The organism is Candidatus Korarchaeota archaeon NZ13-K, from assembly GCA_003344655.1.
In the GTDB taxonomy this organism is placed as follows: domain Archaea; phylum Korarchaeota; class Korarchaeia; order Korarchaeales; family Korarchaeaceae; genus Korarchaeum.
Genome location: MAIU01000003.1, coordinates 17795 through 43575 on the forward strand (window position 1 = coordinate 17795; position 25781 = coordinate 43575).

Annotated in this window: 28 protein-coding genes; 14 read left to right on the top strand and 14 right to left on the bottom strand. The window is 57.5% G+C overall.

Features of this window, described 5'->3' with window-relative positions:
* The first annotated feature begins 109 nt into the window (after positions 1–109).
* The 5 genes from BA066_01075 to BA066_01095 all read left to right on the top strand — a co-directional run bounded on the left by BA066_01075 (position 110) and on the right by BA066_01095 (position 3719).
* Entirely contained in the window at positions 110–478 is a 369-nt protein-coding gene (locus BA066_01075) for a hypothetical protein (GenBank protein ID RDD54077.1), read from the top strand.
* The gene (locus tag BA066_01080) at positions 468–872 is read left to right on the top strand and encodes a hypothetical protein (GenBank protein RDD54078.1); all 405 of its coding nucleotides are present in this window, start codon (positions 468–470) and stop codon (positions 870–872) included. The genes BA066_01075 and BA066_01080 overlap by 11 nt, the downstream gene beginning before the upstream one ends.
* Positions 873–988: 116 nt before the next feature.
* Positions 989–1771: a hypothetical protein gene (locus BA066_01085; protein RDD54079.1), complete on the top strand. Its 783-nt coding sequence runs from the start codon at positions 989–991 to the stop codon at positions 1769–1771.
* Positions 1772–1828: 57 nt separating this feature from the next.
* Entirely contained in the window at positions 1829–2365 is a 537-nt protein-coding gene (locus BA066_01090; GenBank protein RDD54101.1) for a flavin reductase family protein, read from the top strand.
* A gap of 106 nt (positions 2366–2471) precedes the next feature.
* Positions 2472–3719 (top strand): hypothetical protein, encoded by a 1248-nt coding sequence (locus BA066_01095; protein ID RDD54080.1) that lies wholly within the window; start codon positions 2472–2474, stop codon positions 3717–3719.
* On the opposite strand, the gene BA066_01100 is transcribed toward BA066_01095, so the two are convergent.
* On the bottom strand, positions 3720–4724 hold the full coding sequence (locus BA066_01100; protein RDD54081.1) for a hypothetical protein: 1005 nt from the start codon (positions 4722–4724) through the stop codon (positions 3720–3722).
* Between the two features lie 346 nt (positions 4725–5070).
* Between BA066_01100 and BA066_01105 the strand changes: the two genes are divergently transcribed.
* Complete coding sequence (locus BA066_01105; GenBank protein RDD54082.1) at positions 5071–6621, top strand: hypothetical protein; 1551 nt, start codon at positions 5071–5073, stop codon at positions 6619–6621.
* On the opposite strand, the gene BA066_01110 is transcribed toward BA066_01105, so the two are convergent.
* A complete protein-coding gene (locus BA066_01110; protein RDD54083.1) occupies positions 6587–7951 on the bottom strand; it encodes a hypothetical protein in 1365 nt (454 codons plus the stop codon). The two genes, BA066_01105 and BA066_01110, sit on opposite strands and share 35 nt — an antisense overlap.
* 267 nt (positions 7952–8218) lie before the next feature.
* Here BA066_01110 and BA066_01115 point away from each other — a divergent pair, with 267 nt between their 5' ends.
* Positions 8219–8698 carry a hypothetical protein gene (locus BA066_01115; GenBank protein ID RDD54084.1) on the top strand — a complete coding sequence of 160 codons (480 nt, stop codon included), beginning with the start codon at positions 8219–8221 and terminating at the stop codon, positions 8696–8698.
* Here BA066_01115 and BA066_01120 read toward each other — a convergent pair.
* From BA066_01120 to BA066_01135, 4 genes are read right to left on the bottom strand one after another with little or no spacing between them, the layout of a single operon-like run.
* Complete coding sequence (locus tag BA066_01120) at positions 8640–9200, bottom strand: hypothetical protein (protein ID RDD54085.1); 561 nt, start codon at positions 9198–9200, stop codon at positions 8640–8642. The two genes, BA066_01115 and BA066_01120, sit on opposite strands and share 59 nt — an antisense overlap.
* On the bottom strand, positions 9175–9555 hold the full coding sequence (locus tag BA066_01125) for a ribbon-helix-helix domain-containing protein (GenBank protein ID RDD54086.1): 381 nt from the start codon (positions 9553–9555) through the stop codon (positions 9175–9177). Before BA066_01125 ends, BA066_01120 begins: the two co-directional genes overlap by 26 nt.
* Positions 9552–10379, bottom strand: a complete 828-nt coding sequence (locus BA066_01130) for a metal ABC transporter permease (protein RDD54087.1) — start codon at positions 10377–10379, stop codon at positions 9552–9554. The genes BA066_01125 and BA066_01130 overlap by 4 nt, the downstream gene beginning before the upstream one ends.
* Complete coding sequence (locus tag BA066_01135) at positions 10354–11301, bottom strand: metal ABC transporter ATP-binding protein (GenBank protein ID RDD54088.1); 948 nt, start codon at positions 11299–11301, stop codon at positions 10354–10356. The genes BA066_01130 and BA066_01135 overlap by 26 nt, the downstream gene beginning before the upstream one ends.
* On the opposite strand from BA066_01135, the gene BA066_01140 reads away from it, so the two are divergent.
* The 4 genes from BA066_01140 (at position 11132) to BA066_01155 (ending at position 15148) form a co-directional block, all read left to right on the top strand.
* Positions 11132–12130, top strand: coding sequence for a hypothetical protein (locus tag BA066_01140; GenBank protein RDD54089.1), 999 nt, complete (start codon positions 11132–11134; stop codon positions 12128–12130). The two genes, BA066_01135 and BA066_01140, sit on opposite strands and share 170 nt — an antisense overlap.
* A 44-nt stretch (positions 12131–12174) precedes the next feature.
* Positions 12175–12426, top strand: a complete 252-nt coding sequence (locus BA066_01145) for a hypothetical protein (protein RDD54090.1) — start codon at positions 12175–12177, stop codon at positions 12424–12426.
* A 20-nt stretch (positions 12427–12446) separates the two neighbouring features.
* Complete coding sequence (locus BA066_01150; GenBank protein RDD54091.1) at positions 12447–13163, top strand: metallophosphoesterase; 717 nt, start codon at positions 12447–12449, stop codon at positions 13161–13163.
* 107 nt (positions 13164–13270) lie between these two features.
* Positions 13271–15148, top strand: a complete 1878-nt coding sequence (locus BA066_01155) for a hypothetical protein (GenBank protein RDD54092.1) — start codon at positions 13271–13273, stop codon at positions 15146–15148.
* On the opposite strand, the gene BA066_01160 is transcribed toward BA066_01155, so the two are convergent.
* Positions 15149–16096 (bottom strand): aldo/keto reductase, encoded by a 948-nt coding sequence (locus BA066_01160; protein ID RDD54093.1) that lies wholly within the window; start codon positions 16094–16096, stop codon positions 15149–15151.
* A 91-nt stretch (positions 16097–16187) separates the two neighbouring features.
* Between BA066_01160 and BA066_01165 the strand changes: the two genes are divergently transcribed.
* The gene (locus BA066_01165) at positions 16188–16613 is read left to right on the top strand and encodes a hypothetical protein (protein ID RDD54094.1); all 426 of its coding nucleotides are present in this window, start codon (positions 16188–16190) and stop codon (positions 16611–16613) included.
* Here BA066_01165 and BA066_01170 read toward each other — a convergent pair.
* A complete protein-coding gene (locus BA066_01170) occupies positions 16580–16795 on the bottom strand; it encodes a winged helix-turn-helix transcriptional regulator (protein RDD54102.1) in 216 nt (71 codons plus the stop codon). The two genes, BA066_01165 and BA066_01170, sit on opposite strands and share 34 nt — an antisense overlap.
* A 574-nt stretch (positions 16796–17369) precedes the next feature.
* Between BA066_01170 and BA066_01175 the strand changes: the two genes are divergently transcribed.
* Positions 17370–17786 (top strand): hypothetical protein, encoded by a 417-nt coding sequence (locus BA066_01175; protein RDD54095.1) that lies wholly within the window; start codon positions 17370–17372, stop codon positions 17784–17786.
* 498 nt (positions 17787–18284) lie between these two features.
* A complete protein-coding gene (locus BA066_01180) occupies positions 18285–19154 on the top strand; it encodes a rubrerythrin family protein (GenBank protein ID RDD54103.1) in 870 nt (289 codons plus the stop codon).
* Between the two features lie 29 nt (positions 19155–19183).
* On the opposite strand, the gene BA066_01185 is transcribed toward BA066_01180, so the two are convergent.
* The 6 genes from BA066_01185 to BA066_01210 all read right to left on the bottom strand — a co-directional run.
* Positions 19184–20050: an FAA hydrolase family protein gene (locus BA066_01185; GenBank protein ID RDD54096.1), complete on the bottom strand. Its 867-nt coding sequence runs from the start codon at positions 20048–20050 to the stop codon at positions 19184–19186.
* Positions 20051–20197: 147 nt separating this feature from the next.
* Positions 20198–21187, bottom strand: coding sequence for an isocitrate/isopropylmalate dehydrogenase family protein (locus BA066_01190; GenBank protein ID RDD54097.1), 990 nt, complete (start codon positions 21185–21187; stop codon positions 20198–20200).
* A complete protein-coding gene (gene leuD / locus BA066_01195) occupies positions 21187–21654 on the bottom strand; it encodes a 3-isopropylmalate dehydratase small subunit (GenBank protein RDD54104.1) in 468 nt (155 codons plus the stop codon). The genes BA066_01190 and leuD overlap by 1 nt, the downstream gene beginning before the upstream one ends.
* Before the next feature lie 17 nt (positions 21655–21671).
* Positions 21672–22919 (bottom strand): 3-isopropylmalate dehydratase large subunit, encoded by a 1248-nt coding sequence (locus BA066_01200; protein RDD54098.1) that lies wholly within the window; start codon positions 22917–22919, stop codon positions 21672–21674.
* The gene (locus BA066_01205) at positions 22888–24450 is read right to left on the bottom strand and encodes a 2-isopropylmalate synthase (protein RDD54099.1); all 1563 of its coding nucleotides are present in this window, start codon (positions 24448–24450) and stop codon (positions 22888–22890) included. The genes BA066_01200 and BA066_01205 overlap by 32 nt, the downstream gene beginning before the upstream one ends.
* Positions 24451–24543: 93 nt before the next feature.
* Positions 24544–25781: AAA family ATPase (locus BA066_01210; GenBank protein ID RDD54100.1), on the bottom strand; the 1238-nt coding region annotated here is incomplete at its 5' end.

A 25781-nucleotide genomic window follows, 5' to 3' on the forward strand; every position in this document is an offset into this window, starting at 1 on the left:
TAAACGTTGACGAAGGGCTCCGACTGGGGAATGGATCACCAGGGGTTCCCCGGGCCACGGCCCGGGGAGGAGAAAAAAGCTTTTGTAAGGATCGATGCAACATAACCCTATGGGAGGGCTTGACGAGGTAGAGGACATACTGGAGGAGGAGGGCATAGACTACAGGAGGGTGGGGGACGCCTTGATAACATACTTCAAGGGGGAGGAGCTCTCCTACATGCTCATAGTCCTTCTGGATGGCGATATGACCGTGATCGTTGGTAAGACGGATCCTCCCTTCATACCTACCGAGAAGATGGCCCGTAAGCTTCTGGAGGAGAACTTCAGGATGAACTTCGCCTCATATCATCTCGGGGAGGGCAACGAGATCATAGTGACATCCTTTCTCAAGACCAGGTGCATAAGACAATCCTTCATGAGGAACTTCTATGCAGTGATATCCTTCCTCAGGAAGTTAGGTGAGGATTATGCTTATTGAGGAAGCGAAATCCATGCTGAGGGAGGCCGGTGTCAAGCTGGCCGAGCGGGAGGGTGCCCTCATACTCATGGTGGAGGATGAGGGAAGGGAGGTGATCGTCTACATAATGGCCGAGGAGGAGAGGGGCATAGTCTACGTGATAGCCTCGGCCAATCCCCCTATATCGCTTGGGGAGAGGGCCTTGGATGCCCTGAAGGCCTCTTGGGAGATAGCCGACAGGGGGGTGCCCTGCAAGGTGTCCCTCAATGGTGATATAGTGGTCGTGGAGCACGACATAGACTCCTGCCACTTCACCAAGGAGTCCCTTCTGGAGAGCATATACTTCGCGGCTGAGAGCATGCTCTACCTCATGAAGAGGCTCAGCGAGGCATCGGAGGGGGATGCCGATTTATGAGCCTACGGGACCGGGCCCCTGAGGCGATCCCCCGGAGGATCGGGCATCTACCCTCCTTTTAAGTTTGGAGCCGCAGGGGCTGGCTGGAGTTTGAGGGGCCATGTGGTGAAAGAGAGATGGAGGAGCTCGTGGAGGCCGCGCTAGCCGGCCTATCCCAATCCAGCAAGAGGAAGTACAGGCTCGTGTTCCTCTCATTCCTGAGCATGGTTCCCCTGAGCGAAGCCAAGCCGATTCACGTGAGGATATGGGCTTCCAGGAGGGAGTCAACCATCTCCAGGAAGACGCTGAAGCAGCAGCTTTACATGCTCTCCAGGCTCTTCAAGGTCGCCGGAAGGAAGGATCTGAGCGAGGAGGCCAGGGCCCTGGCCAAGGAGATAAGATCTCCTGCCCCCCCTCCCAAGGTGGACGAGTCACTGATCAGGACGTACAGTGAGGTGGAGAGCCTGCTGGAGGACGCGAAACCCCTCGTCAGGGCTGCCATAATGATGCTCGCTGAGACAGGGATGAGGGTGGGGGAGCTCGTATCCCTGAGGTGGGATGACCTGGACTTGGGCAATAAGAGGGCCCTGGTGAGGGGAAAGGGGGATAAAAGCCGCTTCGTCTACTTCACCGAGAGGACGGAGTCGCTGCTCAGGAATCTGGAGAGGAGGGATGAGAGGGTCTTCCCGGTGAGCGATAGGACGATCAGAAGGTGGGTGGCCAGGCTCCTCAAGACGCATCCACATGCCGTCAGGCATGCATTTGCGGTCTGGTTCCTCTCCAAGGGCGGGAGCCCCAGGGTGCTGCAGCACATACTCGGCCACAGTAACCTGCGAACAACCGAGGTGTACCTCGACATATCGCAGAGCCTCATCGAGAGGGAGTACAGGCTCGTGGTCCAGGGGGATCGAGGATCCTGAGGCATCCTCGGATGGCTCCATCAAAATGTATTTAGCTTGAGGGATCATGCTGGAGTGATGATAGAGGTGAGGAGATTCTACCTCCTGCTCCACCCAAGGCCGGCTTACGTCATAGGCAGCGGCAGGCTGGGGGAGAGGGTCAACTTCATGGCGGCGAGCTGGGTCAGCCCCGTCGGGGAGGAACCGCCCTCACTCATGGTGGCCATAGGGAAGGAAGCTCTCACCTTGGAGCTGATCGAGAGGTACGGCGATTTCTCAGTGAACGTGGTCCCATCATCCATGCTGGATAAGCTTTACCTCGTCGGAAGCAGGAGCGGGAGGGAGGAGAATAAGTCATCGATCTTCGATCACGTCAAGGGCCGGGAGGTGGATGCACCCGTCATCAGGGAAGCCATAGGAGTCCTGGAGTGCAGGCTAAAGGGGGAGCTGGAACTAGGTGATGTGAAGCTGGTCCTGGGGGAGGTGGTCTCGGCGAGGGCCGACGGCAGGTTCTTCAGCGAGAGGACCGGGTGGAACTTCAGGGAGATCAACATACCGCTCCACAATTGGGGCAAGGGCTTCTTCCAGGTGGGGAGCTACCTGAGGGTCAAGTGATCCCTGGGATCATCTCCCGGCCCCTTTAGCCTGGATGAACTGGGGGCGTTGACGATCATCGAGTCAAGTTAATATAGCGGCTGAAGAGGCCAGGGGTGGACCGGAATTGAGGCGAGTCGCTCTAATGCTGGGCCTCATGATGGTATCCACGCTCACGCTTCATGCCATCGACTTCGAAGCGGATGTCTACGGAGGGGGAAGCTTCAGCCTATCCGATCTCAGGGGTAAGGTTGTTATAATATTGGTCGCTCAGACGACCTGCCCTCACTGCAAGGACTTCCTTCCGGCTCTATCGAGCGCATGGAAATCCGATCAGGAGCTACTGAGCGGGAATTACGTCCTGGCCGTGGTGATGCTCGATCCGATTCACCCGCTCTCGAGCACGGGCTGGGCCGAGGACAAGAGGGCCTTCGATGCCGCATCCCCTCCCAGGGGATGGCTGCTGCTACCCGAGGCCTGGCATGCGATAGACAGGTTCGGCATAAGGTACACCGCGTCAGTGGTGATAATAGACCAGCGGGGGAATTTGGTTGAGGTGGTGGATCCTCAGCGTCATCCTAGGATAGAGGAGATGGTCTCCTACACGATAGCTAAGGTGAAGGAGGTGGGCTCCAGGACACCCGTCCTCAAGCTGGAGTTCCGAGCACCCAGGGTTGCTGTGGTTGGCGAGGCCCTGGAGGTTAGAGGTGAGGTGCAGCCACCCTCGGTTGAGGTCAACATCAGCATAAGGAGACCGGATGGAAGTGAGATGATCCTTAGGCCGAGGTTGATCGGGAACGGCGAATTCTCGCTCATGTTCACACCGGATTCAGAGGGAATCTGGCTGCTGAGGGCCAACGCAGGCTCTGAGGTGAGGGAACTGAGGGTGACGGTGATACCGAACAAGCCCAGGGGCATAGAGAGCTATGAGGTGCTTTACGGCACCCACGATGAGAGGGCCGGTAAGATGATAAGCGAGAGGGCCAGGAGGGCGGGGAGCCTGCCTAACGATAACGTGGTCCTCCTAGGGGGTCCCAAGGCGAACAGCCTCGTCTTGGAGTTCAACTCCATAGCTGGCGTGTCCATGTTCCTGAGGGGCAGCGAGGCCAAGCTCTACGTGAAGTCGAAGGAGTACGATCTAAAGATCTCGTTCGGCAGGGAGGATTACGCGGTCGTTTACTGGCTTAGATGGGAGGGCAGGTTCGTGGTGGTGGGCGAGGGCTTCACCAGATTCGGAACCCTGGCGGCTTCGATCTTCATGAGGGCTAACCAGTTTGAGGATCAGCTATACCTGCTCCACTGGGTGGATTCCAACGGGGACGGTGACGTGGAACTGGGTGAGGTGGAGGTCATCGCTAGGCTGGAGAGGATTTGATCAGGGGATCCTGCTCAAAAGACTGGAGATCCTCATGCCGTAAGTCAGGATCAGATCGCTCACGAAGGTCACATGGGTGTTGGGCCTGTAGACCCTAACCTCCTTCCCCCTCATGCTGTCCCTCTCCGCGGTCAGCAGGCAGCCCCTCGTCATCCCCGGTATCACGTACCTCCAGAGGTAGGCCTTATCGATGCCCGTGACCAGGGACAGCTCCGTGAGGGTGAGCCCCTCCCTCAGCCCCCTGCTCGATAGGGATCTCTGCAGCCTCGCCCTCTGGGCGCTGGGTAACCCGATCAGGTCGGAGAGGAGGGAGGCCATCTGCCTATCTGACAGGTTGGGAATCCTGTCAATCGCCTCCTTGATGCAAAGGGCTCTCAGGACCTTCATCTCAGCGGGCGACAGGTCCGGAGTATGGAGGAGCTCCGCTTTGGATATGGGAGGGGATATGCCCAGTGAGGAGAGCGCCATGAAGGCCTTCATAATCTCAGGGATATGTTCGATTCCGCACAGGAAGAGGAGGGCCCTAGCGAAGGACTCATACCTCCTTCCAAGCCCCAGCTCCTCCGATAGCCTCTCGTATGCAGATGAGATCCCCACCCCGACCAAGGAGGGGTCCGACCATATCGCTGGATTAGCGTAAAATAGGATCCTGGACGCGAGCCCCTCCTCGATCACCAACTTAGGGTTCTGGAATGAGAAGATGCTGATCATTGAGATGTCCATGGGTATTATCGTCTCCGCAGAGGGGTTCCCCAGTGAGAGCTCCTTCCAACTTAGGGAGAGCCTCATTCCATCTGGCGTCAGGGAGAGCGTGGCCAGACTCTCATCAGGGGGCTCCTCCCTAAGCTCCACGCAGAACCCCAGGCTGTAGGTCCTCAGACTTTCGGAGAAATTCGCCAGTAAGATCCACTGTTTGCCGATCCTCCTCTCTATGATTGAGTTTAGATGGCGGAGGGGTTCCAGCTCCCAGAGCTCCTGAGCAGGATCGCACCTGGAGATGAGCACGTACTTCAGAGCGACCCCTCGGATGGGGGGGCGTCCCCATATATAAATGATACGACATTTTTTTCAGTTAAATCCATATACCAGCAAAAATGGATTTTATTGGTTCTCTCCTAAAAATTGAGGTAGATTCAGCCTATCGGGGGACCAGGCGGGAAGAAAGGTCCATCCATCTCACGATCACCTCTTTCATACCTTCTCTCTTATTGCCGTTGCCAGATATTGTAGCATGCTCAGAGCTTATTTTAGTTCATAGATATCTTTGGCTAGCTCAATTGCATCCTAGGAAGATCGTAACTACCTATTTTTCTGAGAAAACGCTTATATATCCTTTAACTCACCAATCATCGTGCCATCTCCCGAAACTGAAAAAACTGACGAGCTGACTAGGAAATTCCTGAGGGAAGTTGAGGACATCAGATTCCTCCTGAATGAGAACCCAGTAAGGAGTATTCCCAGTAGGATAGTTCTGGGTGAGGTTCATACCTCCAAATGCCCTAGAAATCACGTTATTGAGGATAGGGGGATTCTCATAATCGATAGAAGGCTCAGTGAGGAGGAGATAGATGCTATAATAAGGAGGGAGGCTTTCATCAGGTTTTTACCGGAGGCAGATTTCCCCCAGCTATATGACATAGCTTGGTACTACGCTGGGAACCTGGCCCTCTGGTCGAGATGTCCGTCAGAGATCAGGCTAAGGACGCTACCTGCCTACAGGGCCCCGGATGACTTCCTCCCAATAGAACCCGGAAGCTCGCCCTCAGTCATCAAGGGCATCGTGAAGCTCCTCCTTAGGCGCTGGAGGCTGGAGGGGAGGATAAGCGCAAGGACCTTCCTGAGGATATTCCTGGCGGTTAGGGGATATCCCTCGATCCGCATGAGCAAAAGGGAGGCGAGGACGCTCAACTCGCTGCTGCAGGTGCTCCAGGATGGAGGGGAATCGAAGATAGAGAGGCTTGCCGTGAAGAGCAAGCAGTCCCCTGCCTCCGTCTCCAGGGCGATAAGGGTGCTGGTGAGCAAGGGCGTGATAGTGGGTCCCTACGTGCTCTATCCCTCCAACTTGGGATTGTCCACCTATATAATGGAGATCGAGGATCCTGAGGATGAGGAGCTAGCTTTCCTGGACGAATTTCCCTTCACATACTCCGCTCTCGTGACCTCAAGTGATACTTACTATGTTAACTTACTCGTCCCCCAGCACCTGGAGGGAGCTCTTGAGGGGCTGAGCGGTGATGGGATGAGGCTGGGTAAGAGGGTCGCCCTCAGCTTCGACCTGCTCCCGGCCCAGCACATCGCCCCCGAGCTCATAATGGAGAGGATGCTGGAAGGGTATGAATCGGCTGGAGACACCCCTCTGAGCATACTAGAACTCTCCAGACCCAGGAAACCATCCATCAGGCTTGATGATAAGGACATGGTTGCCCTTAAGGAGGTAGAGGAGAGGGGTAGGGTGTCCAGGGATCACATGAGGGGCATGGGGATACCTAACCCGGCCGAGAGGTTCGCTAAGTACAGGAGGGCGGGCATAGTGGTGAAGGGTTACTTCCCAACGGGCTTAGGTTTGGGGGAGGGAGTCATCATGAGAATTGATGTGCCGTTCAAGGACTTCCTGAGGGTGAAGAGGGCCATCTCGAGCGTCTCATCCGTGGCGCTCTTTTTCACCGAGGGTGAGCTGCGCGGGGTGACGGGGGTGGCTTTCCTGAGCGGGGGAATGGTGGGGCCGTTCATGAGGGCTTTGAGCACTTTCCTCGGTGACAGGATCGAGAGGTTGGAGCTGGCCTCCTCCTTGGGGCCCTCCAGCTGGCAGGTCCCCGTTGAGCTCTGGAACGTTGAGGAGCAGAGGTTTGAGATGGATGTTGAGGGATTCAAGAGGGCTTTCTCGAGGAGACTGAGGCGCTAGTTCGATCAGGCATTTCCAAGCCATCCATCAGGCCGTATCTCGATCCCATCCACTTCCCGAATATCCTGGTGACCTCCTCAACGATCCTCCTCTCGGACTCCCGGCTGGTTCCACCTATGTGGGGGGTCATTATCACGTTGTCGAAACCCAGGAGCCTCTCGAAGACGGGGTCACCGAAGGGCGGCTCCCTAGGGAAAACGTCAAGGCCAAGGCCCCCCAGCTTACCGGAGTCCAGGGCCTCAACAGCGGCCTCCAGATCCAGGAGCTCCCCCCTGCCCACGTTTATCAGGATGGCTCCATCCTTCATGAGGGAGATCTCCCTCCTCCCGATGAGCCCCCTCGTCTCCTCGGTCAGGGGTGAGGCCAGGACCACGACATCGCTCTCCCTCAGCAGTCTCTCGAGTTCCCTCCCACCAGCCCTGTACTTATCGTAGTAGTCAACGCTCATCCCTATCCCTCTGAGGAGCTCGGCGATCTCGCTTCCTACGATCCCCATAGATATTATCCCGGCCCTCTTGCCCGCCAGCTCGAAGCACCTCACCCTCCCCTTTGCCCAGGAGCGATCCCTCATCAACCTGTCCGAGAGGCATATCCCCCTGCTGAGGCTCAATATCATCCCCAAAGCGAGTTCTGCGACGGCTCTTGCTCTCACTGGGACCCTCTCAACTATGATGGCCCTCCTCCTCGCTTCATCCGTATCTATGTGATCGAGACCGTGCGTCGCCGTCACTATCAGCTTGAGCATGGGGGCTCTTGAGAGCTCCTCACTCCCTAGCCTCTTATCGGTCCTTATGACGAGAGCAGTGGCATCCTCAAGCCTGTTCCAATTCCTGCTGACCTCTCCATAGGCCTCAAGCTCATGATCCAGCTCCTTGGGTAGGCTCTCAGCTACCAATATGAGCTCCTCCTTGGGCCAGTCCACGCTGATCCTGTCCCCGGGGAGGTACTGGTTGACTCCCCTCATCCCTGTGCTCACGTCCGATATTATCGCCAGCCTGTCCTTCATCACGAGGCTGAACCTCATGGCCGCGTTCACCGCAGAGCCGAAGTCTTCGTGGGGGTTTCCGAGCTCGGAGAGATATCCGTGCCTGAAGATGGGGTGGGACGCTATTGTTATGCTCGCTCTGGTCAGGGAGGAGGCCGTTGGCGCCAGGCCCCATCCCACGGCTGCCAAGGTCCACCTGTCAGCGTAGCAGTCCACCCAGTCGAGCCTAGCGAGTGGCCTCGCGAGCTCGTAGAATTCCTCCTCCCTCAGGCCGAGGAGAATGTTTCTGAGTCTCTCAAGGCACGGACCCCAGAAGTAGGAGCAGTCAACACCAAAGGAGATCACCTTGGAGGCCCGAAAAGCTGACACCTCCTAGGAAAGCCTCATCCAACCTCACAACCAAGAGGCCTCCCATGCCGAGCACCCGGACGTCCGGGGATCCAACTACTTAAGGATTTCGCTCAGCGCCGCCGGAGGATAAACTTATATATAGCATCGACGCCGATGGAGCGGAGCGGTATGAGCGTTAACTGACTCCAGATCCTCGGGAGAGCCGGGAGAGAGGTCAAGTATCCTAGGATCATGCTTCTCATCCTGAGTTACCTTCTAGCCATGATACTGGTCCCCGGCCTAAGGATACCGGAGCTGATCGCGAGGCTGGGCCACCTCGGGATGGTGATGCTAGGGCTGCTGTACGTTTACTCCTTCACCGCAGGTATCGCCACATTGACCTTGCTCACAATGGCCGGGGGACAGGATCCAATCCTGAGAGTAGCTATGGCCGGGTTCGGCGCCCTCATAGGGGATCTCATCCTCTCCTACCTCATGAGGGAGGAGATTAATGGTGAGATATCCGAGCTAGCGAGGGAGAGGATCGTCCAAATGATCCTGGGCATTTTGCCCCCCAGATTCAAGGGCGAGACCCTCAAAATATCGCTCGCCTGCCTGCTCATAGCATCCCCCCTTCCCACGGAGCTGGGGGCCGCGCTCCTGGCATCAGTGAGGAGGTTGCGGGTGAGGGAGATGGTCCTCATCATGTGCCTCCTGCACACGGCGGGGCTCTCCTCGATCCTCCTGCTGGGGACCCTCTAGTGCGATCATCGCTCAGGAGCGATCTGTATGTGTAGTAATGCCACAGGGCGTTGTATTGAGCTTGACTCTCTATGGAACAAGGTCTTCTGGAGTTTAGGTGTGAGAGAGCTTCCTCTGGTGTCATCCCCTTGGAGATCAGGTAGCTAGCGAGCACGGTCCCCGTCCTACCGCAGCCGGCGAGACAGTGGACGAGCACCCTCCTCCCGGCATCCACCCTCTCCCTGATGATGTCCACTATCCTCGCTAGGACCTCGATGGGAGGGGCCTCGAACTCCTCCACCGGGAAGAGGAGGTGCTCCACCCCGAGCTCCGCGAGCCTCCTCCTCACATCACGTCCCGGCTCGACCAGCGAGATCACAACAGTTATACCGTTCGCCGCCAGCCAGTCGACCTCCTCCTCGGAGCTTATCAAAGATGAGCCGGCGACTTGCTGATCTATGAATGAGAAGTTCCTGGGTCTCCTCACGATCCCGACCTCATCGGATGCAGGCGAGCGGCAGATACCTCTCCGAGACCCCCTTGATCCTCTTGAGCTCCCTCCTCAGGCTGATTATCTCGCTGGAATCCGCCTCCAAGAAGCCTATGTCGACGCAGCAGCCCTCGGAGTGATGATGGCTCCTGGACACTATGCAGCTGCTGTACTTCTCCAGCACCTTGGATGCCCCCTCCGGGGTCCTCGAGATGACTATAAGGACTCCCCTGCACCTATGAGGCCTGAGGAGGTGGGACCTCTCATCTATCGCCTCCCTTATGAGCTCCTCTATGATGGACGACCTGCTGACCATAAGCTCCCTGGATAGGGAATCCAGCTTCTCGAGCAGCTCGCTTGGGATGGAGACGCCGAACCTCCTCCTCATCTTCCCCCCCTTCCGAGCATGGAGATCAGATAAACGGAGAACATAGTCAAACCGATGCAGCCAGATGGTGATAGACCGGTTAGGAGTCCCAGGATCAGGCCGGCGAGCCCTCCCAAGAGGGAGATAGTGAAAGAGAAGAGGATGAATTCCCTCAGGCTCCTCGCCAGTGAGGCGGCCGTTATGGCAGGGAGCATGATCATCACATGCTCCAGCACGAAGCCGACGATCCTAAGGAGTCCTACTGTTGCGATTGCCAGGGATATGGCGGCTAAGGCATCATAAAAAGCCACTTTAACTCCGGATATCCTTGCGAAGTCCCTATCCGCCCCTATCAGTGCTTGCTTCCTCAGGACGGGCAGGTTGATCCCGAGGATCGCGAGGGATATGAGGGCAGCGTAGCTGACGTCATCCCAGGTCACCAGGAGCGGGTCACCGACTAAGTAGGACCAGAGGCTTTCCCTCAATGGGAAGCCCGTTATCACGTAGTAGAGGGAGAGCGCGGTGAGCGAGACCGTGAGGGATAGGAAGGCTGCAGTGGCTACATCGGGCCTCACGCCCTTGGATACCATGTAGAAGACTGAGGATACCATCGCGATGCTGAGGATGAGGGAGCCCATCTGGTGAGGGATGCTGAGGATTCTGTCCAAGATTATAGCTAGGATGGCCGAGAGCAGGGCCGAATGGGGGAGGGAACCGGCCAGGAAGAGGAGCCTCCTGGATAGAACCAGGGGGCTGACCACGCCGAAGGCCATGGAGGAGAGGGATATAACGACCAACCACCTGAAGTCTAAGATGAGCTCAAACGGCATGGTAATCCACCACATGGAGGCACCTCTCTACGAGCAAGACGTTTCCACCGTAGACTCGTTTCATCACATCCTCTCTGAGGACCTCCTCTGGAGGTCCCATGGCGACTATCCCCCTGTTCAGGGCAACCAAGGCCTTCGCCCTATTTATGAACAGTGTGGGATCGTGGCTGCTCACCAGTAAGAGCTTTCTCTCTGAGAGTTCGAAGATGATCCTGATGAGATTCTCCCTTCCGGTTGGGTCCATTGCCGTCAGCGGCTCGTCCATTATCAATATCGGGGGGTCTCGGATGAGCGCCCTCGCCAGCATGACCCTCTGCTTCTGTCCCCCGCTCAGCTGCTGGAAAGGCCTCTCCATGATCTCCGAGAGACCAAGATCCCTGACAAGGGATTCGATGGATGCTTTCCCCTCGTCCCCCACCTCACGCCCGGCGGACCCTCCCCTGAGGATCGCAGCGGACTCCAAGAGCTCCCTGACGCTCAAGGGAAAGGGTGGGCTAAGAATCCCCAGCTGAGGGACGTATCCGGCGAATCTGCCAGCTCTCTCAGGGCTTCCTGTGACCTCCACACCGTTCATGTAAACCCTGCCCTTGACCTCGATCAGACCGAGCAAAGCCCTGAAGAGAGTGGTCTTCCCGGCTCCATTGGGTCCTATCACCAGGAAAAGCCCTGGACCGATGAACTCGAAGCTCTCTCCTCTGAACACGATCTCCTCTCCGTAGCTGACCGATAGATCCTCAGCTCGTATCGACTGCATCGTGCACATTTCCATGAACATATTTATAAAGATGTGCACAGCAGGCAAGGGCTCGATGAGCAGAGCAGTCCCGGCGTTCCTAATACTCCTGCTGGTGATGGGCTCATCCCCCATAAGCGCCGGTGGAGGTGGTGTGAGGATAGTGGTCACCTTCAGCAATCTGGTGCATGACATTAGGCTCATAGCATGCGCTGATGACGAGGTTGACTACCTGGTCCCCCCGGGTCTGGATCCTCACGACTACGAGCTGAGGCCCGGGGATATCGAGAAGCTGAGGAGGGCCGATCTCATAGTCTCTACGGCCCACACTCCCTTCGAGGTCTCGGTGAGGAAGATGGTCTCTGAGGGGAGTGTGAGGGCGAGGCTGATGGAGATACCATCGGTTAAGGGGATCAGGATATACGAGAACCCATCGACGGGCCAGCCTAACTATCACATGCCCATCTACGATCCCCTCAATTACCTGGCGTTCATGAGGGAGCTCAGGGATGTGCTGAAGGAGCTGAACCCGTCCCGCTCCGAGACCTATGATAGGAATTACCTGGAAGTGGAGGAGAGGATTAGGAGTATGATGGCGGAGGCCCACAGGATGAACGCAACGGCTCTAGCCTCGACTCCGATGGCGCAGTACGCTTTGGAGTGGCTCGGCGTGAGGGTGAGGTTCCTGTTGATGAAGGATGAGGGCCTTCCTGTTACCCCCTCGGAGCTCTCTGAGATCTATAGAGCTGCCAGGAGCGGGGAGATAGACTTGGTGGTCACTGTAGGTGATGAGAGAACCCAAGCGAACCTGAAGGCCATTGAGATATCCGAGGAGTTCGGGATAAGGAGGGTGAACATCCCCTCCCCCTTGGAGGGGAGCAGCATCCCGGATAAGCTGGATAGGATCGTCAGATCGCTAGGGGAGGGAATAGAGAGGGGGAAGTCTACCCAGGGGGACAGCATGGTGCTGGTGCTGATACCCGTGGCTCTAGCGCTGCTGGTGGTCTACCTCCTCAGGAGGAGGATCAAATGATGCATTAAGCTTATCTTCTCCCCTCGGGTCTCCTGGGGAGGCTCATGAGCGAGTGGGCGCGCAGGGCTCACCACTACCTTAACGTCACCGGCAGGCTCAGGGGCTTCAGGAACCTGAGCGAGGGTCAGAGGTATGAGGTGATAAGGGAGGGCATTCTGGAGTTCATGAGGGACAACCCGATCGGTGAGGATGAGGCCGAGGAAGCCCTAGAGTGGTTCCTGGCGAGGAGGAAGATTCACGAGGCCAGGGTGTTCGCGAAGGTCATGGGGCTGAGGATTGGGAGGAGGCGTGTCTGACCTAGAGGGATGATGTCACGATGAGGATCTACAAAATACTCAGGAGTTACGCGCCAAAGGTTATCAGGGTCAACTTGAATTTGGGAATGGGATTGAATGCGATGCTGCTGGCTGACCTGCACGTCCACGGGTGGGGGAGGAGGGAGGAGACAATCAGGGAGCTCGTGGTCGATCTATCTAAGGAGGCTGATGTCGTCTTCGTGCTGGGGGACTCATATGATGAGAGAACCAGGGACTTGGAGCCGCTGATAGAGATCCTTGAAGGGATAGATGGGCCCAAGTTCGGGGTGCTCGGCAATCACGAGCACTGGGCGAGTCCCAGGATACCGCTGGAGGTTGGGGTGAAGGCGCTCGAGAGGGCCGGTGTGAGGTTGCTCCTGAACGAGGCCACCGAGGAGATGGGGCTCAGGATCGGGGGGCTAGACTGGTACACAGAGGATGAGCAGGCCTCGGAGGCATTGGAGAGGCTCGGGGATCTTGATTTGCTTCTCTCTCACACCCCTGATGTGATAGAGCTCCGACCCAGAGCTAAGATCGTGGTGGCCGGTCACACGCACGGTGGCCAGGTCTGCCTACCCGTGATAGGTCCCCTCTGGACCCCCAGCAGGTACGGGACCAGGTACGCGAGCGGGCTCTTCAATGTGGGGGGAAGCTACCTCTACGTGAGCAGGGGCCTGGGTGAGAAGAACCCCCTGAGGCTGAACTGTCCGAGGGAGCTCACTCTCATGAGCATCTGATGACTCATCGAACCCGCAAGGATGCGAGCTTAGAGGCTCTGATGGGGCGATCTCATTCCGAGGGAACAACTTATATTATTATCAGCCGAATGTGAGCGTGAATTAAGATGGTCTCAGTGATAATATGCGCCGGCGGGGTCGCATCTAGAATGGGAAGATACTCAAGTGGGATACCCAAGACTCTCTTCGAGCTGGAGCCCGGAGTCACGATCCTGGATCACATAGTGGAGAGGATCAGGAAGTTAAGGCCTGAGAGGATCTTGATAGTCACTAGGCCTGAGTTCAAGGAGTTGATTGAGGGGAGAATTGGCAAGGAGGCCGAGATTATACTGACGGATCTGGAGGATTTCGGAAACCTGTACACGGTCTCCCTGGCCCTGGATAGGGTGGGTGATGACTTCCTGATAGTAATGTCCGACCACATATTCGAGCAATCCATCCTGGAGGAGCTGATCGATCACTGGAGCGATAGGGCCTTCACAGTATGCTTGGACAGGAGTCCGTCCAGATCCGAGACCATAGAAGGGCTGAAGCTCCTGCTGAGGGAGGGAGATGTCGTCCTGACCGGCAAGGAGGTCCCCCCGCACTACGGCATAGATACGGGCCTCATAATGTGCAGGGGGAGGGCCAAGGATTACATAAGGGCCACCGTGAGGGAGAAGGGGCCCCAGGCTAGGATAGCTGATGCTCTCAACATGGCCGCCTCATCGGGCGATGTTGATTACGTGAACGTCACCGGGAAGGTTTGGAAGGATGTGGACACTCCGGAGGATCTAGAGAGGGCCAGAAAGCTCTACTGGGAGATCCTGAGGAGGGAGCTCGTCAAGCCCGAGGACGGGCTCGTGTCCAGGTATCTGAACAGGCCCATATCCACCAGGATATCTTTGATGCTCTACAGGAGGAGGATCTGGGTAAATCCAACGATCATATCATCGCTCTCCTCCATCCTTTGCCTGATAGCAGCCTTTCTCCTGGCCGAGGGGAGCCTCCTCCTGGGTGGACTGCTGGCGCAGGTCGCATCGCTACTGGACGGCGTCGACGGGGAGGTGGCCAGGCTATTCAAGAGGTCATCGAAACTAGGTGGCTTCCTCGATTCCCTCATGGACAGGGTCTCCGATGTAGCCCTCGTCGCTGGACTGACCCTCTCACTTGACCTGGGGCGATCCGCCCTTCTGCTCCCGATACTGGCCTCGGCCAACAGCGTACTGGTGAGCTACGTCACCTCGGGCCTGGCGGGAGCTGGTGTGAGGATCCGCATGCTCAGGTCGATACCCGCGACCAGGGACGTCAGGATATTCATCATATTCTTAGCATGCTCCCTCTCACAACCCTGGCTGGCCCTCTGGTACCTCTCCACGGTTCCCCTGATCTACCTGGCCGCATCAGTCTACCTGGCATACAGGGATCTCAGGGAGCCAAGGAGCCTCAGGATGCCGGAGAGAAGGAAACCGCTTCCCGAGCTCTCAATGGAGAGGGGTGAGCTGAGCGTCATTTTGAGGGAGATATTATCGAACCTCTTCAGGATGATTGTAGCTCTGCTGCTTGTGAGGATCCTCTCCCCCGTGATCTCCGACGTCACCCTCATATCTAGTGAGGACCTCCTGATAAGGGGAGAGCTGCTCCTAACCTCCCTGGACTTCCTGATAACGATATACTTCGGTTACAGGATACTGGTGCCCCTCAAGGGGCTCTTCGACATGGCCTCCGATAGGTTCGCTGAGAGGATAGGTGTGACCAGGACGACGCTGGGAAGGATCGTAACGGATCTCATTTACATGACGATAGGCTCCATCCTCTGGGTCTACTTGCCTAGGATAGCGATGCAATTGCTCGGAGAGTGGATATCCAGGCTGATATACCTGGGATTGGCCGTTCTCCTCATGATAACTGCCTACGATCTCATGAAAACCCTTTACAGGACTTTCGGGGATCTCTACTCGAGGCTGATCGAGGGACTGACTAAGAGGATAGGAGGGGCCGGGTGATCACCAGATCACCCTAGTTATCCTTATCCTCCCGCTCTCCTCCTCCAGCATCATCCAATCTTGCAGGCTCATCCTCCAGTCAGCAGCTCCGGCGTTCTCCCTCACCTGCGACGGTGTCTTGGCCCCCGGTATCACGATCACCCTGTCGCTGGCCATCAGCAACCAGTTGAGCGCCACCTGAGAGGGGCTCTTCCCGTACCTCGTCCCGACGTCGGTTAGGAGCTTCACCAGCTCGTAGATCTTCGTGAAGTTCTCCGGGTGGAAGAGGGCGGACCCCTCCCTGACGTCGGAGAACTTGGGGAGGTTCTCCGGAGTGTATTTGCCAGTGAGGGCTCCCTTGGCGAGGGGAGACCATGCCAGCACGCTTAGATTGCTTGCCTCAGCGTAAGGGATTATCTCCTTCTCAGCATCCCTCTCAACCAGGTTGTACTTCACCTGAACGCTCACTATGTCCTCGGTGGAGAGGCAGGACCAGGCGGATTCTATGAGCTCTGGCGGGAAGTCGCTGAGCCCTATCATCCTTATCGCTCCGAGGTGCACGAGCTCCTCAAGGGCGCGCATGTACTCGCATGTGGGGAAGTTGTCCCAGCAGGGGGGCCAGTGGACCTGCATCAAATCTATGTAACTCGTGTTGAGCCTCTCGAGGCATCTCCTTGTTGCCTTGAAGACGTCGTGCCTCGATAGGAACTCACCAGGTATCTTGGTCGCCACTATGACTTCCTCCCTTATCCCAAGCTCCCTCATCGCCTCTCCCAGGAACCTCTCGCTCATCCCCCTCCCGTAAACGGCGGCAGTATCGAACAGGTTGATCCCGACCTCTAAGGCAGCCTCGACTATGGATCTAGCCGTCTGGTAGTCCGTCACCCCCCAGGACTCGCTGAACTGCCACGTGCCCAGGCCGACGGAGGAGACCTTGACGTCCGAGCCGCCCAAGTACCTGAACTCCATGGGCCTTCGCGGATCCCCCAGCTTATAACCGTTTCAGACGGGGAAACCAAAAAACTTATTACCTGGTACTCGGCCTAGCGACCGAGCTGAAATGGACGGAGTGGAACAGATAGGGATCAACTGGGATAGGTTCGCCCGAGAGGTCGAGGAGGACCCACTCAGGCTCCTGGGCCTGGGCGTCGGCAGGATGAAGAGGGTGATCCTGAGGCATCTGGAACCCCTCGCCAAGTTCCTCGGGATGAAGGCCATAACCTTCGAGTGGGGGAAGTGGTACGCCAGGATGGAGAGGATAGATTTGGATGAAGAGGAGCCAGAATTGAGCGTGATAAATGATAAGGAGCTTTACGTCTCCCTAGAGGATGAAAACGGATGCAGCATAGTTGTCCTAGCAGTCAGGGAGGACGACTCGGGTGATGTGGATGTCTTCAGCAGGTCATCCGGGGAGATACTCGAGATAGTCTTCAGCGGTCGTATCTGCGAGAATCAAGATGTCCCCTGGGATGATGAGTTCTGGTAATATTTGAGAGCGACCTCAGCTGGGTAAAACTCTGTCATGTTTCCCTTCCTCCTCTCCTTAACTAGGCCCCTCCTCTCGAGGACGCTCAGGTGCCACCTGAGCGATCCGAGGCTCATCCCCAGATCCCTAGCGATCTGCCTCATGTGAGCCCCGGGATTGGCCCTCAGGTACTCCATTATCATGTCCCTGGGGGGCTCCAGATCGACGTTCTCGAGGGATTCCATGACCCTGAGGAGGCAGTCCTCATCACGGCACTCCACATCGGTGACGAGGACGTACCTCCCAGATGCCTGGGAGATGAATCCGGCTATTATCCCCCTTACGAAGCTACATCCGGCCTTCCTTCCGTGTTTCTCAGTGCACCTCACCCGGAGCAGCGTGCCTCCGGGCTCATCGGAAACAACATGGATGCTCTCAGCAAGTCCCATGTAACTCAGCACCTCCGACAGGACGCTCCAAGGATCACCCTCGCGGATCTCCCTCCCAACCTTCTCACCCAGCTTAAGGCCGAACATGTATATCAGGAGCTCACCCTCCTGCGAGGACGACTCGATCACCCTCATGAGTACGGAGCAGGTCTTCCCGATGAACTCAGATGGGGATGATCCGAGTATCCCCTCCAGAAGAGCGAACACCCTGCCTCCCGAGGTCCCCTCCAACACGACACCCCCGGACTCATCGCGCTCGCGATATTATTCTAGACGATTGTTCAGCAATAGTTATAAAACAATAGTTGTACAATGAACCGGGTATATTATGCCCGGTCCAGGCAGGTTGTTCAGATACGCCTCGCTGATTCACCTGATAATAGCCTCTATAATCACGCTTCTGATAGCCTACGAGCCCCTAGAGATCCCGAGGATAATAGCGGGCGGTAGCGCGGGGATGTGGTTCACCATGGGTTACCTGATGTACCTGATAGCGGGGCCTGTGGGGAACCTCTACTTCTCCTCAGTGTATGGAGATGTGGACTCGAAGATCGGGCTCCTGTCCTTCCTGCTCTACAACGCCGGCGTCCTGGTGGCATGTCTCTCCTTGATGTACGGGGGCTACCATGCTGGCTGGATGATGCACGTCTACCCGGTGCACACTCAGGGGGCCAGATCCCGACGCAGCAGATCCACCTATGGCTGGTCAACTTCGTCCTCCCAGCCGGCGTGGGAACGATCCTAGCCGGGCTCGGTGCCCTGACGGGGGCCCTAGACGCCCTGAGGATTAGGAGGTGAGGCGTTAGCTCGCCCAGAGGGACGATCAACTCCCTCCTTTTTTCCGACCCGGGGCATATAGGCCGGTGCCCCCAAGCGGAAACCTGAGCGCGTTCAGGAGAGAAGCGGTCCACGGAAGCTGTCACGGAAGCCTCACCTCACAGCATCCCAGGCTAGGACGGTGGCCACTTTCCGATGGGATCCAGGCATGGCATGTGGGCATCCCAGACACCACGACCTGAATGCGCGCGAGGATTGATCTTTAGTGACTCTGCGGACTCACCTTTAGTGAGAGTTCACATCAGCGCATGCCTCACGCGAGTAACCGCCAATGAATGGAATCCACTCTCATATGATCCCGGGGGTCGGCTGAGCACCTCAGGCTGGTTCGCCGGACCATCGACTCGGGCAGCATGCGATCATGAACTTATACGGAAGATATCCCTCCGGACCCCGGGTGAGGGTGATGACCGACCTGAGGCCGGAGGTCATTGAGGCTCTGCTGGAATTTCAGAGGAGTGAGATAACGGAGCATAACATCTACCTGAGCCTGGCCCGGAGGTTAAGTGGAGAGAACAGGAAGGTACTTGAGGGAATAGCCGAGGACGAGCTCAGGCATTACTCAATCTTGAGGAAGTACACTGAAAGGGAGGTGAAACCGGACGGCAAGAGGATCCTCCTCTACTCGGCGCTGGCCAGGATATTCGGCGTGACTTTCGCGATCAAGCTGATGGAGAGGGGAGAGGAGCTCGCTCAGGAGGAATATGGAAGGCTGATGAATGATATTCAGGAAGTTGCGACGATCCTTCAGGAGGAGGAGAGGCATGAGGACAAACTAATCGAGCTCCTGAGGGAGGAGAGGGTTGAGTACGTGGGATCCATCGTACTGGGACTCAACGATGCCCTTGTGGAGCTAACTGGAGCTCTGGCTGGCCTGACATTGGCCCTGCAGAACACCAGGCTCATAGGCATGGCCGGCCTCGTCATGGGGGTGGCGGCCAGTCTCTCCATGGCCGCCTCCGAGTACCTCTCCAGGAGATCGGAGAGGATGGGAAACCCGTTGAGGGGAGCACTCTACACGGGAGTCACCTACGTGATGACGGTGGCCCTCCTGGTATCCCCATTCATGACTCCCTTGGATCCTTACATGGCCCTGGCATCGATGCTAGGGATAGCTGTAACAATCATAGGAATCTTCTCCTTCTTCGTGTCGGTCGTCAAGGATCAGCCCTTCGCTAGGATTTTCCTGGAGATGCTGGCCATAAGCTTCGGCGTCGCCTTGGTATCCTTCGCGGTGGGATGGATCGTCAGGGTGGCATTCGGGGTGGAAGTCTGATGGGAATGCGACTTGTGAGGGCTCAGCTGTCATCTCATGCTCTCGAAGACGATCCTGTTCCTGATCCTTCCGACGCCCCAAACCTCCACCTCAACAATGTCTCCGTGCCTCAGGAGCTTGGGAGGGTTTGAGAAGGCCCCAACTCCGGCGGGAGTTCCCGTCGCGATGATGTCACCGGCCTCGATGGTCATCCCCCTGCTGAGCGTGACCAATATCTCCCAGGGTTTGAATATCATCTCCTTAGAGCTGGCCCTCTGCCTGAGCTCACCATTCACCCAGGTTGAAACGCCCAGCTCCTCAAAATCCACGCTCAAATCGATCCAAGGTCCTATCGGAGCGAAGCCATCCAGGCTCTTCCCCCTCACCCATTGCTTATCCCTCCTCTGGAGATCCCTCGCTGTGACATCGTTGAAGGCCAGGTAGCCGAGTATCGATGATCTGGCCTCCCCCTCGCTCAGCCTCCTGCCCCCCCTCCTGACGATGAAGGCTATCTCCCCCTCGTAGTCCACCTCCGAGGTGTAGTCATCGGGCACCATCACGTCAGAGAAGGGATCGTTCAGCGAGGTCCTGGGTTTCATGAATATCACGGGCTCCTTCGGAGGCTCGCTACCCGTCTCGGCAGCGTGTTCAGCGTAGTTCCTCCCCAAGCAAATTATCTTCGGTGGATCAGAGATAGGTCTGATTACCTCAACCTCCTCTAGCCTCAGGGTCCCCTCGAAGGTCCCATTCCCCAAGCCGATGACATCCTCCACCAATCCGGTTTTTATGAGGTCATCTAATGTAGGTGGAAGCCTCTTTCCGAGCCTCCTCGATAGCTCGGATGATGGTACGATCTCATCGTCCAGGAGGATACCGTAATCCCTCACCCCTCCGTGAACGAAGCTCAGCAGCCTCATGCGGATCCGGGAGAATCACTGGCCGGTGCTTATAAACGAGCATTCCGCCGATGCCATCGCGCATCAACAGTCTTGAAATTATATTTCCAAAAATCTGGATAAGAGGAAACAATTTAACAATATGCTGGGGGTCCGAAGGAACGAGCTTCAGAGGAAGGACCTCAGGATCTCCAATACCCTCTGGCCCACCTCCCTGGTCCCGAGGGAACCTCCTACGTCAGGGGTGACGAACCCCAGCTCACAGGCCCTTCTCACGGCATCCTCAATCAACCTAGCCCCCCTTCCGTATCCCAACCAATCTAGCATCATCGAGGCCGAGAGCATGGTCGCCATGGGGTTGGCCAGGTTCCTCCCGGCCAGTTCGGGAGCGGTCCCGTGGACCGGCTCGAATATCGCCCTCCCCTCGCCCAGGTTAGCGCTAGGGTACATGCCCAGCCCCCCTATGAAGGCCGCCGCCAGGTCCGAGAGTATGTCACCGAACATGTTGGTAGTTATTATCACGTCAAAGGGCCTGTCAGTGGCTATCCTCATGGCCGCACTGTCAACGTACATCTCCCTGTACTCGAATCCCTCCTCCGAGGCCACCTGTGAGCAAACCCTCCTGAAGAGCCTGCATCCCTCCAGCACATTGGCCTTGTGAACAACGTAAACCCTCTCCTTCCCCCTCCTCCTCGCGTACTCGTAGCCGAACCTGCATATGCGCTCACTCCCCCGTTTAGTTATCACCCTGAGATCCACGGCAGCATCATCGCCGCTCCACCCGGACATTATGTAGAGGTCCTCAGTGTTCTCCCTGACTATCGTGAGATCGAACCCGGGAACGGCCTTTGGCACGGGATAGGACCTGGCCGGCCTGAGATTAGCGTAAAGATCAAGTTTCTGCCTCAGGGGAAGTATAACCTCCCTCGCGGTCTCCCCTATGGCCACCATGAGGGTGGCATCCGCCTTCAAAACTCCCTGAAAAGTCTCATCCGGCAGTGCGACTCCTATCTTCCTCTTGGTCTCATCACCGGCCTCGTAGAACCTGAGATCCATCGGGATGTTCAGGTGGTCAGCCACAACCTCCAGCAGGGGGACCACAGCATCCATTACCTCCGGACCGACACCGTCTCCCGGGATCAAGGCTATCCTCGGCATCATCTCATCCCCTTGAGATAGGGGATCAATCCCCCAGCCTTGATCATATCAAGCATGAAATCCGGCAGCTTCCTCCCCTTCAGGGTTATCCCCCTCTCCGGCAGCCGCACGACCCCCTCCTCCAGGGAGGCCTCGACGAGATCGCCGTCCTCTATCACCCATGCCTCCGGGAGCTCCAGCAGGGGGAGACCGAGGTTTATAGCATTCCTGAAGAATATCCTGGCGAAGCTCTCAGCTATAACCAGCTCGACTCCAGAGTACTTCAACGCTAGGACGGCCTGCTCCCTGCTGGATCCACAGCCGAAGTTTCTCCCCGCAACCACTATTCTCCTCTCCCTCACCTTCTCCCGGAAGAGGGGATCCAGGTCCTCCATGGCGTGGGCCCTCAGGACTTCCGCGTCGGAGCCGTGCTTCAGGTACCTGGCTGGTATTATGACATCAGTATCTACATTGTCTCCGTACCTCATGACCCTGCCCCTGATGATCAACGGATCACCTCCCTTGGATCCGTGATCCTACCGGTGATCGCTGATGCTGCCACAGTGGCGGCGCTCGCCAGGTAGACCTTAGAGCTCGCATGCCCCATCCTCCCCCTGAAGTTCCTGTTGGATGTCGACACGGCCACCTCACCCTCCGCTAAAACCCCAAGGTGAGCTCCCAGGCAGGGGCCGCAAGTTGGGGGACCTATGACGGCCCCGCTCTCCACTAGGGTCTCCAATACTCCACTCCTCAGGGCCTCAAAGTATATCCTCCGGCTCCCGGGTATGACTATGAGCCTCACCCCATCCCTCACCCTCCTTCCCCTCAGTATCCTAGCAGCCGCCATCAGGTCGCTCATCCTCCCGCCCGTGCAGGAGCCTATGAAGGCCTGATCTATCTCTTCCTGAACCTCTGAAGCCGGTTTAACGTTCGCCGGAGAGTAGGGTAAGGCGACCAGGGGCTCTAGGGAGCCGGCATCGAGATCGATCTCATCGGAGTGACTACCAGGATCAGAGTACTCCGGTCTCATCGGCCTTCTAGCCCTGCCGCTCAGGTAGGAGAAGGTGATCTCATCCGGAGGTATAATGGCCGTCTTCGCCCCCGCCTCGACCGACATGTTCGTGAGGACGAACCTCTCATCCATGGGCATTCCCTCAACCACATCCCCGCTGAACTCCAAGGCCTTGTAATTCGCCCCCTCGACCCCTATCATCGATATGACCTTCAGCACCAGGTCCTTCGCGAACACGAGCTCCGGGAGGGACCCATTAACCCTGATGAGCGTGGTCTCCGGAACCCTGAACCAGAGCCTGCCCGTCGAGAGGGCCGCTGCCATCTCGGTGGCCCCTATGCCGACCGCGAACGCCCCCAACGCGCCTGACGTCGGTGTGTGGGAATCTGTGCCTACCACGATGTCCCCTGGGACAACGTGCCCCTCCTCCGGGAGCAGTATGTGGCATATCCCGCTGCCCACCTCGTAGTGACTGGATATTCCCTCCCTCCTGCAGAACTCCCTGAGCCTCTTGCTCAGGTTGGCTGACTCTATGTCCTTCGCCGGCACGAAGTGATCCTGGATTGCCACCACCCTCTCCGGATACCTGACCCTCCCGCCGAGCTCCCTCAGGGCGTCCTCCACCAGGGCGCCCATGGGATCGTGTATCATGAACACATCTATCTCGGCCTCCACTATATCCCCCGCGGAGGCCTCCCTGCCGGAGGCCCTACTCAGTATCTTCTCCACGGCCGTCCTCACCGCTCATCACCTTGTTCAAGGCATCCACCAGGGCATCAAGGCTAGCCCTGACTATGTCCTCGCTTATTCCGTAACCCTCAGATGAGACTTCACCAGCCTCCAACTTGACGTAGACCTCTCCCCTCGCGTCGGTGCCCCTGCTGGTGGCGTTCAGCTTGAACCTGGTCAGCCTGAATTGAGGGATCCCCTGAATTGACCTGAGGGCGTTTGAAAGGGCATCCACCGGTCCCACGCCCCAACCGTGATTCCTGATGTCCCTTCCCCTGAACCTCACCCTGATGAATGCTGAGGGCGTCACCCCGCTCCCCGTGACCACGAGCCACTCGCTGACCTCGAGGATCCTGGCGCCCTCCCTCTCACCGATGACGTCAGCGACTATCCTTCCGAATTCCCTCTCCGTAACTTTCATGCCCATGTCCCCAAGCTCCTTGACCCTCCTAACGACCTCATCCACTTCCTCCTTCCTGGCCGCGTACCCAAGCCTCCTGATGGCCTCCTCAACAGCGTGCCTCCCGGTGTGCTTCCCGAGCACTATCCTCCTCCTCATTCCGACGCTCTCGGGCGAGAGAGGCTCGTATGTTCCGGGGTGCTCCAGGACCCCGTGGACGTGGATCCCAGACTCGTGGGAGAAAGCGTTGTCCCCGACGATCGGATGGTTAGGCGGGACCTGTATTCCCGTCAGCTTCTCAACTAGTTCGGAGACCTGCCTCAGCTTGGTCGTATCAACGGATGTTCTGACACCGTAGAGATAGTGCAAAGAGGCCACGAACTGCTCCAGGGAGGCGTTACCAGCTCTCTCACCTATCCCGTTAACTGTGACGTGGGCCTGCTGGGCTCCAGCCTCTATCGCGGCTAGAGAGTTCGCGACGGCCAGCCCGAAGTCGTTGTGGCAGTGCACGCTCACGGGCACGCGCAGCTCCCTGACGACCTCGGAGATGAGGTACCTCATGGAGGCTGGGGTCATCACCCCCACCGTGTCGGGGATGTCCACCCTGTCCGCCCCGGCCTCCTCCACGGCCTTGAGGACATCTATCAGGAAATCTAGCTCCGTCCTGGTCGCGTCCTCGGCGGAGAACTCCACCTTAACCCCCCTGGATTTGGCGTACTCCACGGCCTCGACTGCCTTACTCAGCACCTCCTCCTTGGTCATCCTCAGCTTGTACTCCCTGTGGAGCGGGGATGTCGCTATGAAGATGTGAACTGAATCGACGCCTGAGTCGATCGCGAGATCTATGTCCTTGAAGTTTGATCTGGCGAGCGCGCAGACCTCCGCCCTGCTTATGGAGGAGATCTCGGCCAAGACCTTAGCTATCTCCCTGACGGACCTGGCCTCACCCTCTGATGTGATCGGGAATCCCGCCTCTATGACGTCCACACCGAGCTCGTTCAGGGCGATGGCTATCTCCACCTTCTCCTCTGGTGTCAATGAGACGCCTGGTGTCTGCTCGCCATCCCTCAGGGTGGTGTCGAAGACCCTGACCCTCTCGGGGAGGTTGAGATCCCCCCTGAGGACCGAGTTGAGCCCCGAGATGTGAGCTACGCTAGTTCCAAGGTACCACCTCGGCCCGAGGGATGAAGCAGTTAAAAAATTTTCGTACGATCTCAGCTGGACCCTCGGGAGCTGTCAATAAACGTACGTCTCCTCCTTCCTCTCCTCAGGTATCGTGGCGGCTCTCAGGGTCTTCTTGACCTCCTCGAAGTACTTCAGTATCTCATCCGTGAGGCTCGGCTTGACCCTGCTGAGCGCGATCTCGAAGTGCCTTGCCTCAACCTTATCAGCCTCAAGGTCCTCCCTCAGGGCCGCCATCGCAGCCTCCCTCACAAGGGCGGCGAGATCGGCTCCGCTGTACCTCTCAGTCATGAGGGCTATCCTCCTCAGGTCCACTTCCTTGGATAAGGGGACCCTCTTCGTGAGTACCCTGAGTATCTGGTATCTGGATTGGGCATCCGGCGGGCCGACGTAGACGAGCCTCTCCAGCCTGCCCGGTCTCAGTATGGCTGGATCTATGAGGTCCGGCCTGTTTGTGGCCCCTATCACGACGACATCCCTCAGGGGATGTATTCCATCTATCTCGGTCAGCATCTGGCTCACAACCCTCTCGCTGACCCCCGAATCGGCGTGAATTCCCCTCCTAGGGAAGAGGGAGTCTATCTCATCTATGAATATTATCGCTGGGGCCACCTGCCTGGCCTTCCTGAATATCATCCTGACCGCCTTCTCGCTCTCCCCAACCCACTTGCTGAGCAGCTCAGGTCCCTTCACGCTTATGAAGTTCGCCTCGCTCTCGTTGGCTACCGCCTTGGCTATGAGCGTCTTGCCGCAGCCGGGAGGGCCGTAGAGGAGGACCCCCCTCGGTGGCTCTATGCCCATCCTCCTGAAGGCATCCGGGTTCTTGAGCGGGAGCTCCACAACCTCCCTGAGCTCCCTCTTGACCTCCTCAAGCCCTCCAACATCTTCCCAGGTGACGTTGGGTATCTCTATCGATATCTCCCTCAGGGCCGATGGCTGGACTATCTTCAGGGCCTCCATGAAGTCATCGTTCGTCACCCTCAGCTCCTCCAGGACCTCTAGGGGTATGCTCTCGGCTTCTAAGTCTATCTTGGGCAGGACCCTCCTCAGGGCCGCCATCGCAGCCTCCCTCACCAGTGCGGCTAGATCCGCCCCAACGAAGCCGTGAGTTATGTCAGCCAGCCTGTCAAGGTCCACGTCATCTGAGAGGGGCATGTTCCTCGTGTGTATCATAAGTATCTCCTTCCTCCCCTCCCTGTCAGGCACCCCTATCTCTATCTCCCTGTCGAACCTCCCCGGCCTCCTCAGCGCCGGATCTATGGCCTCGGGCCTGTTCGTTGCCCCTATCACTA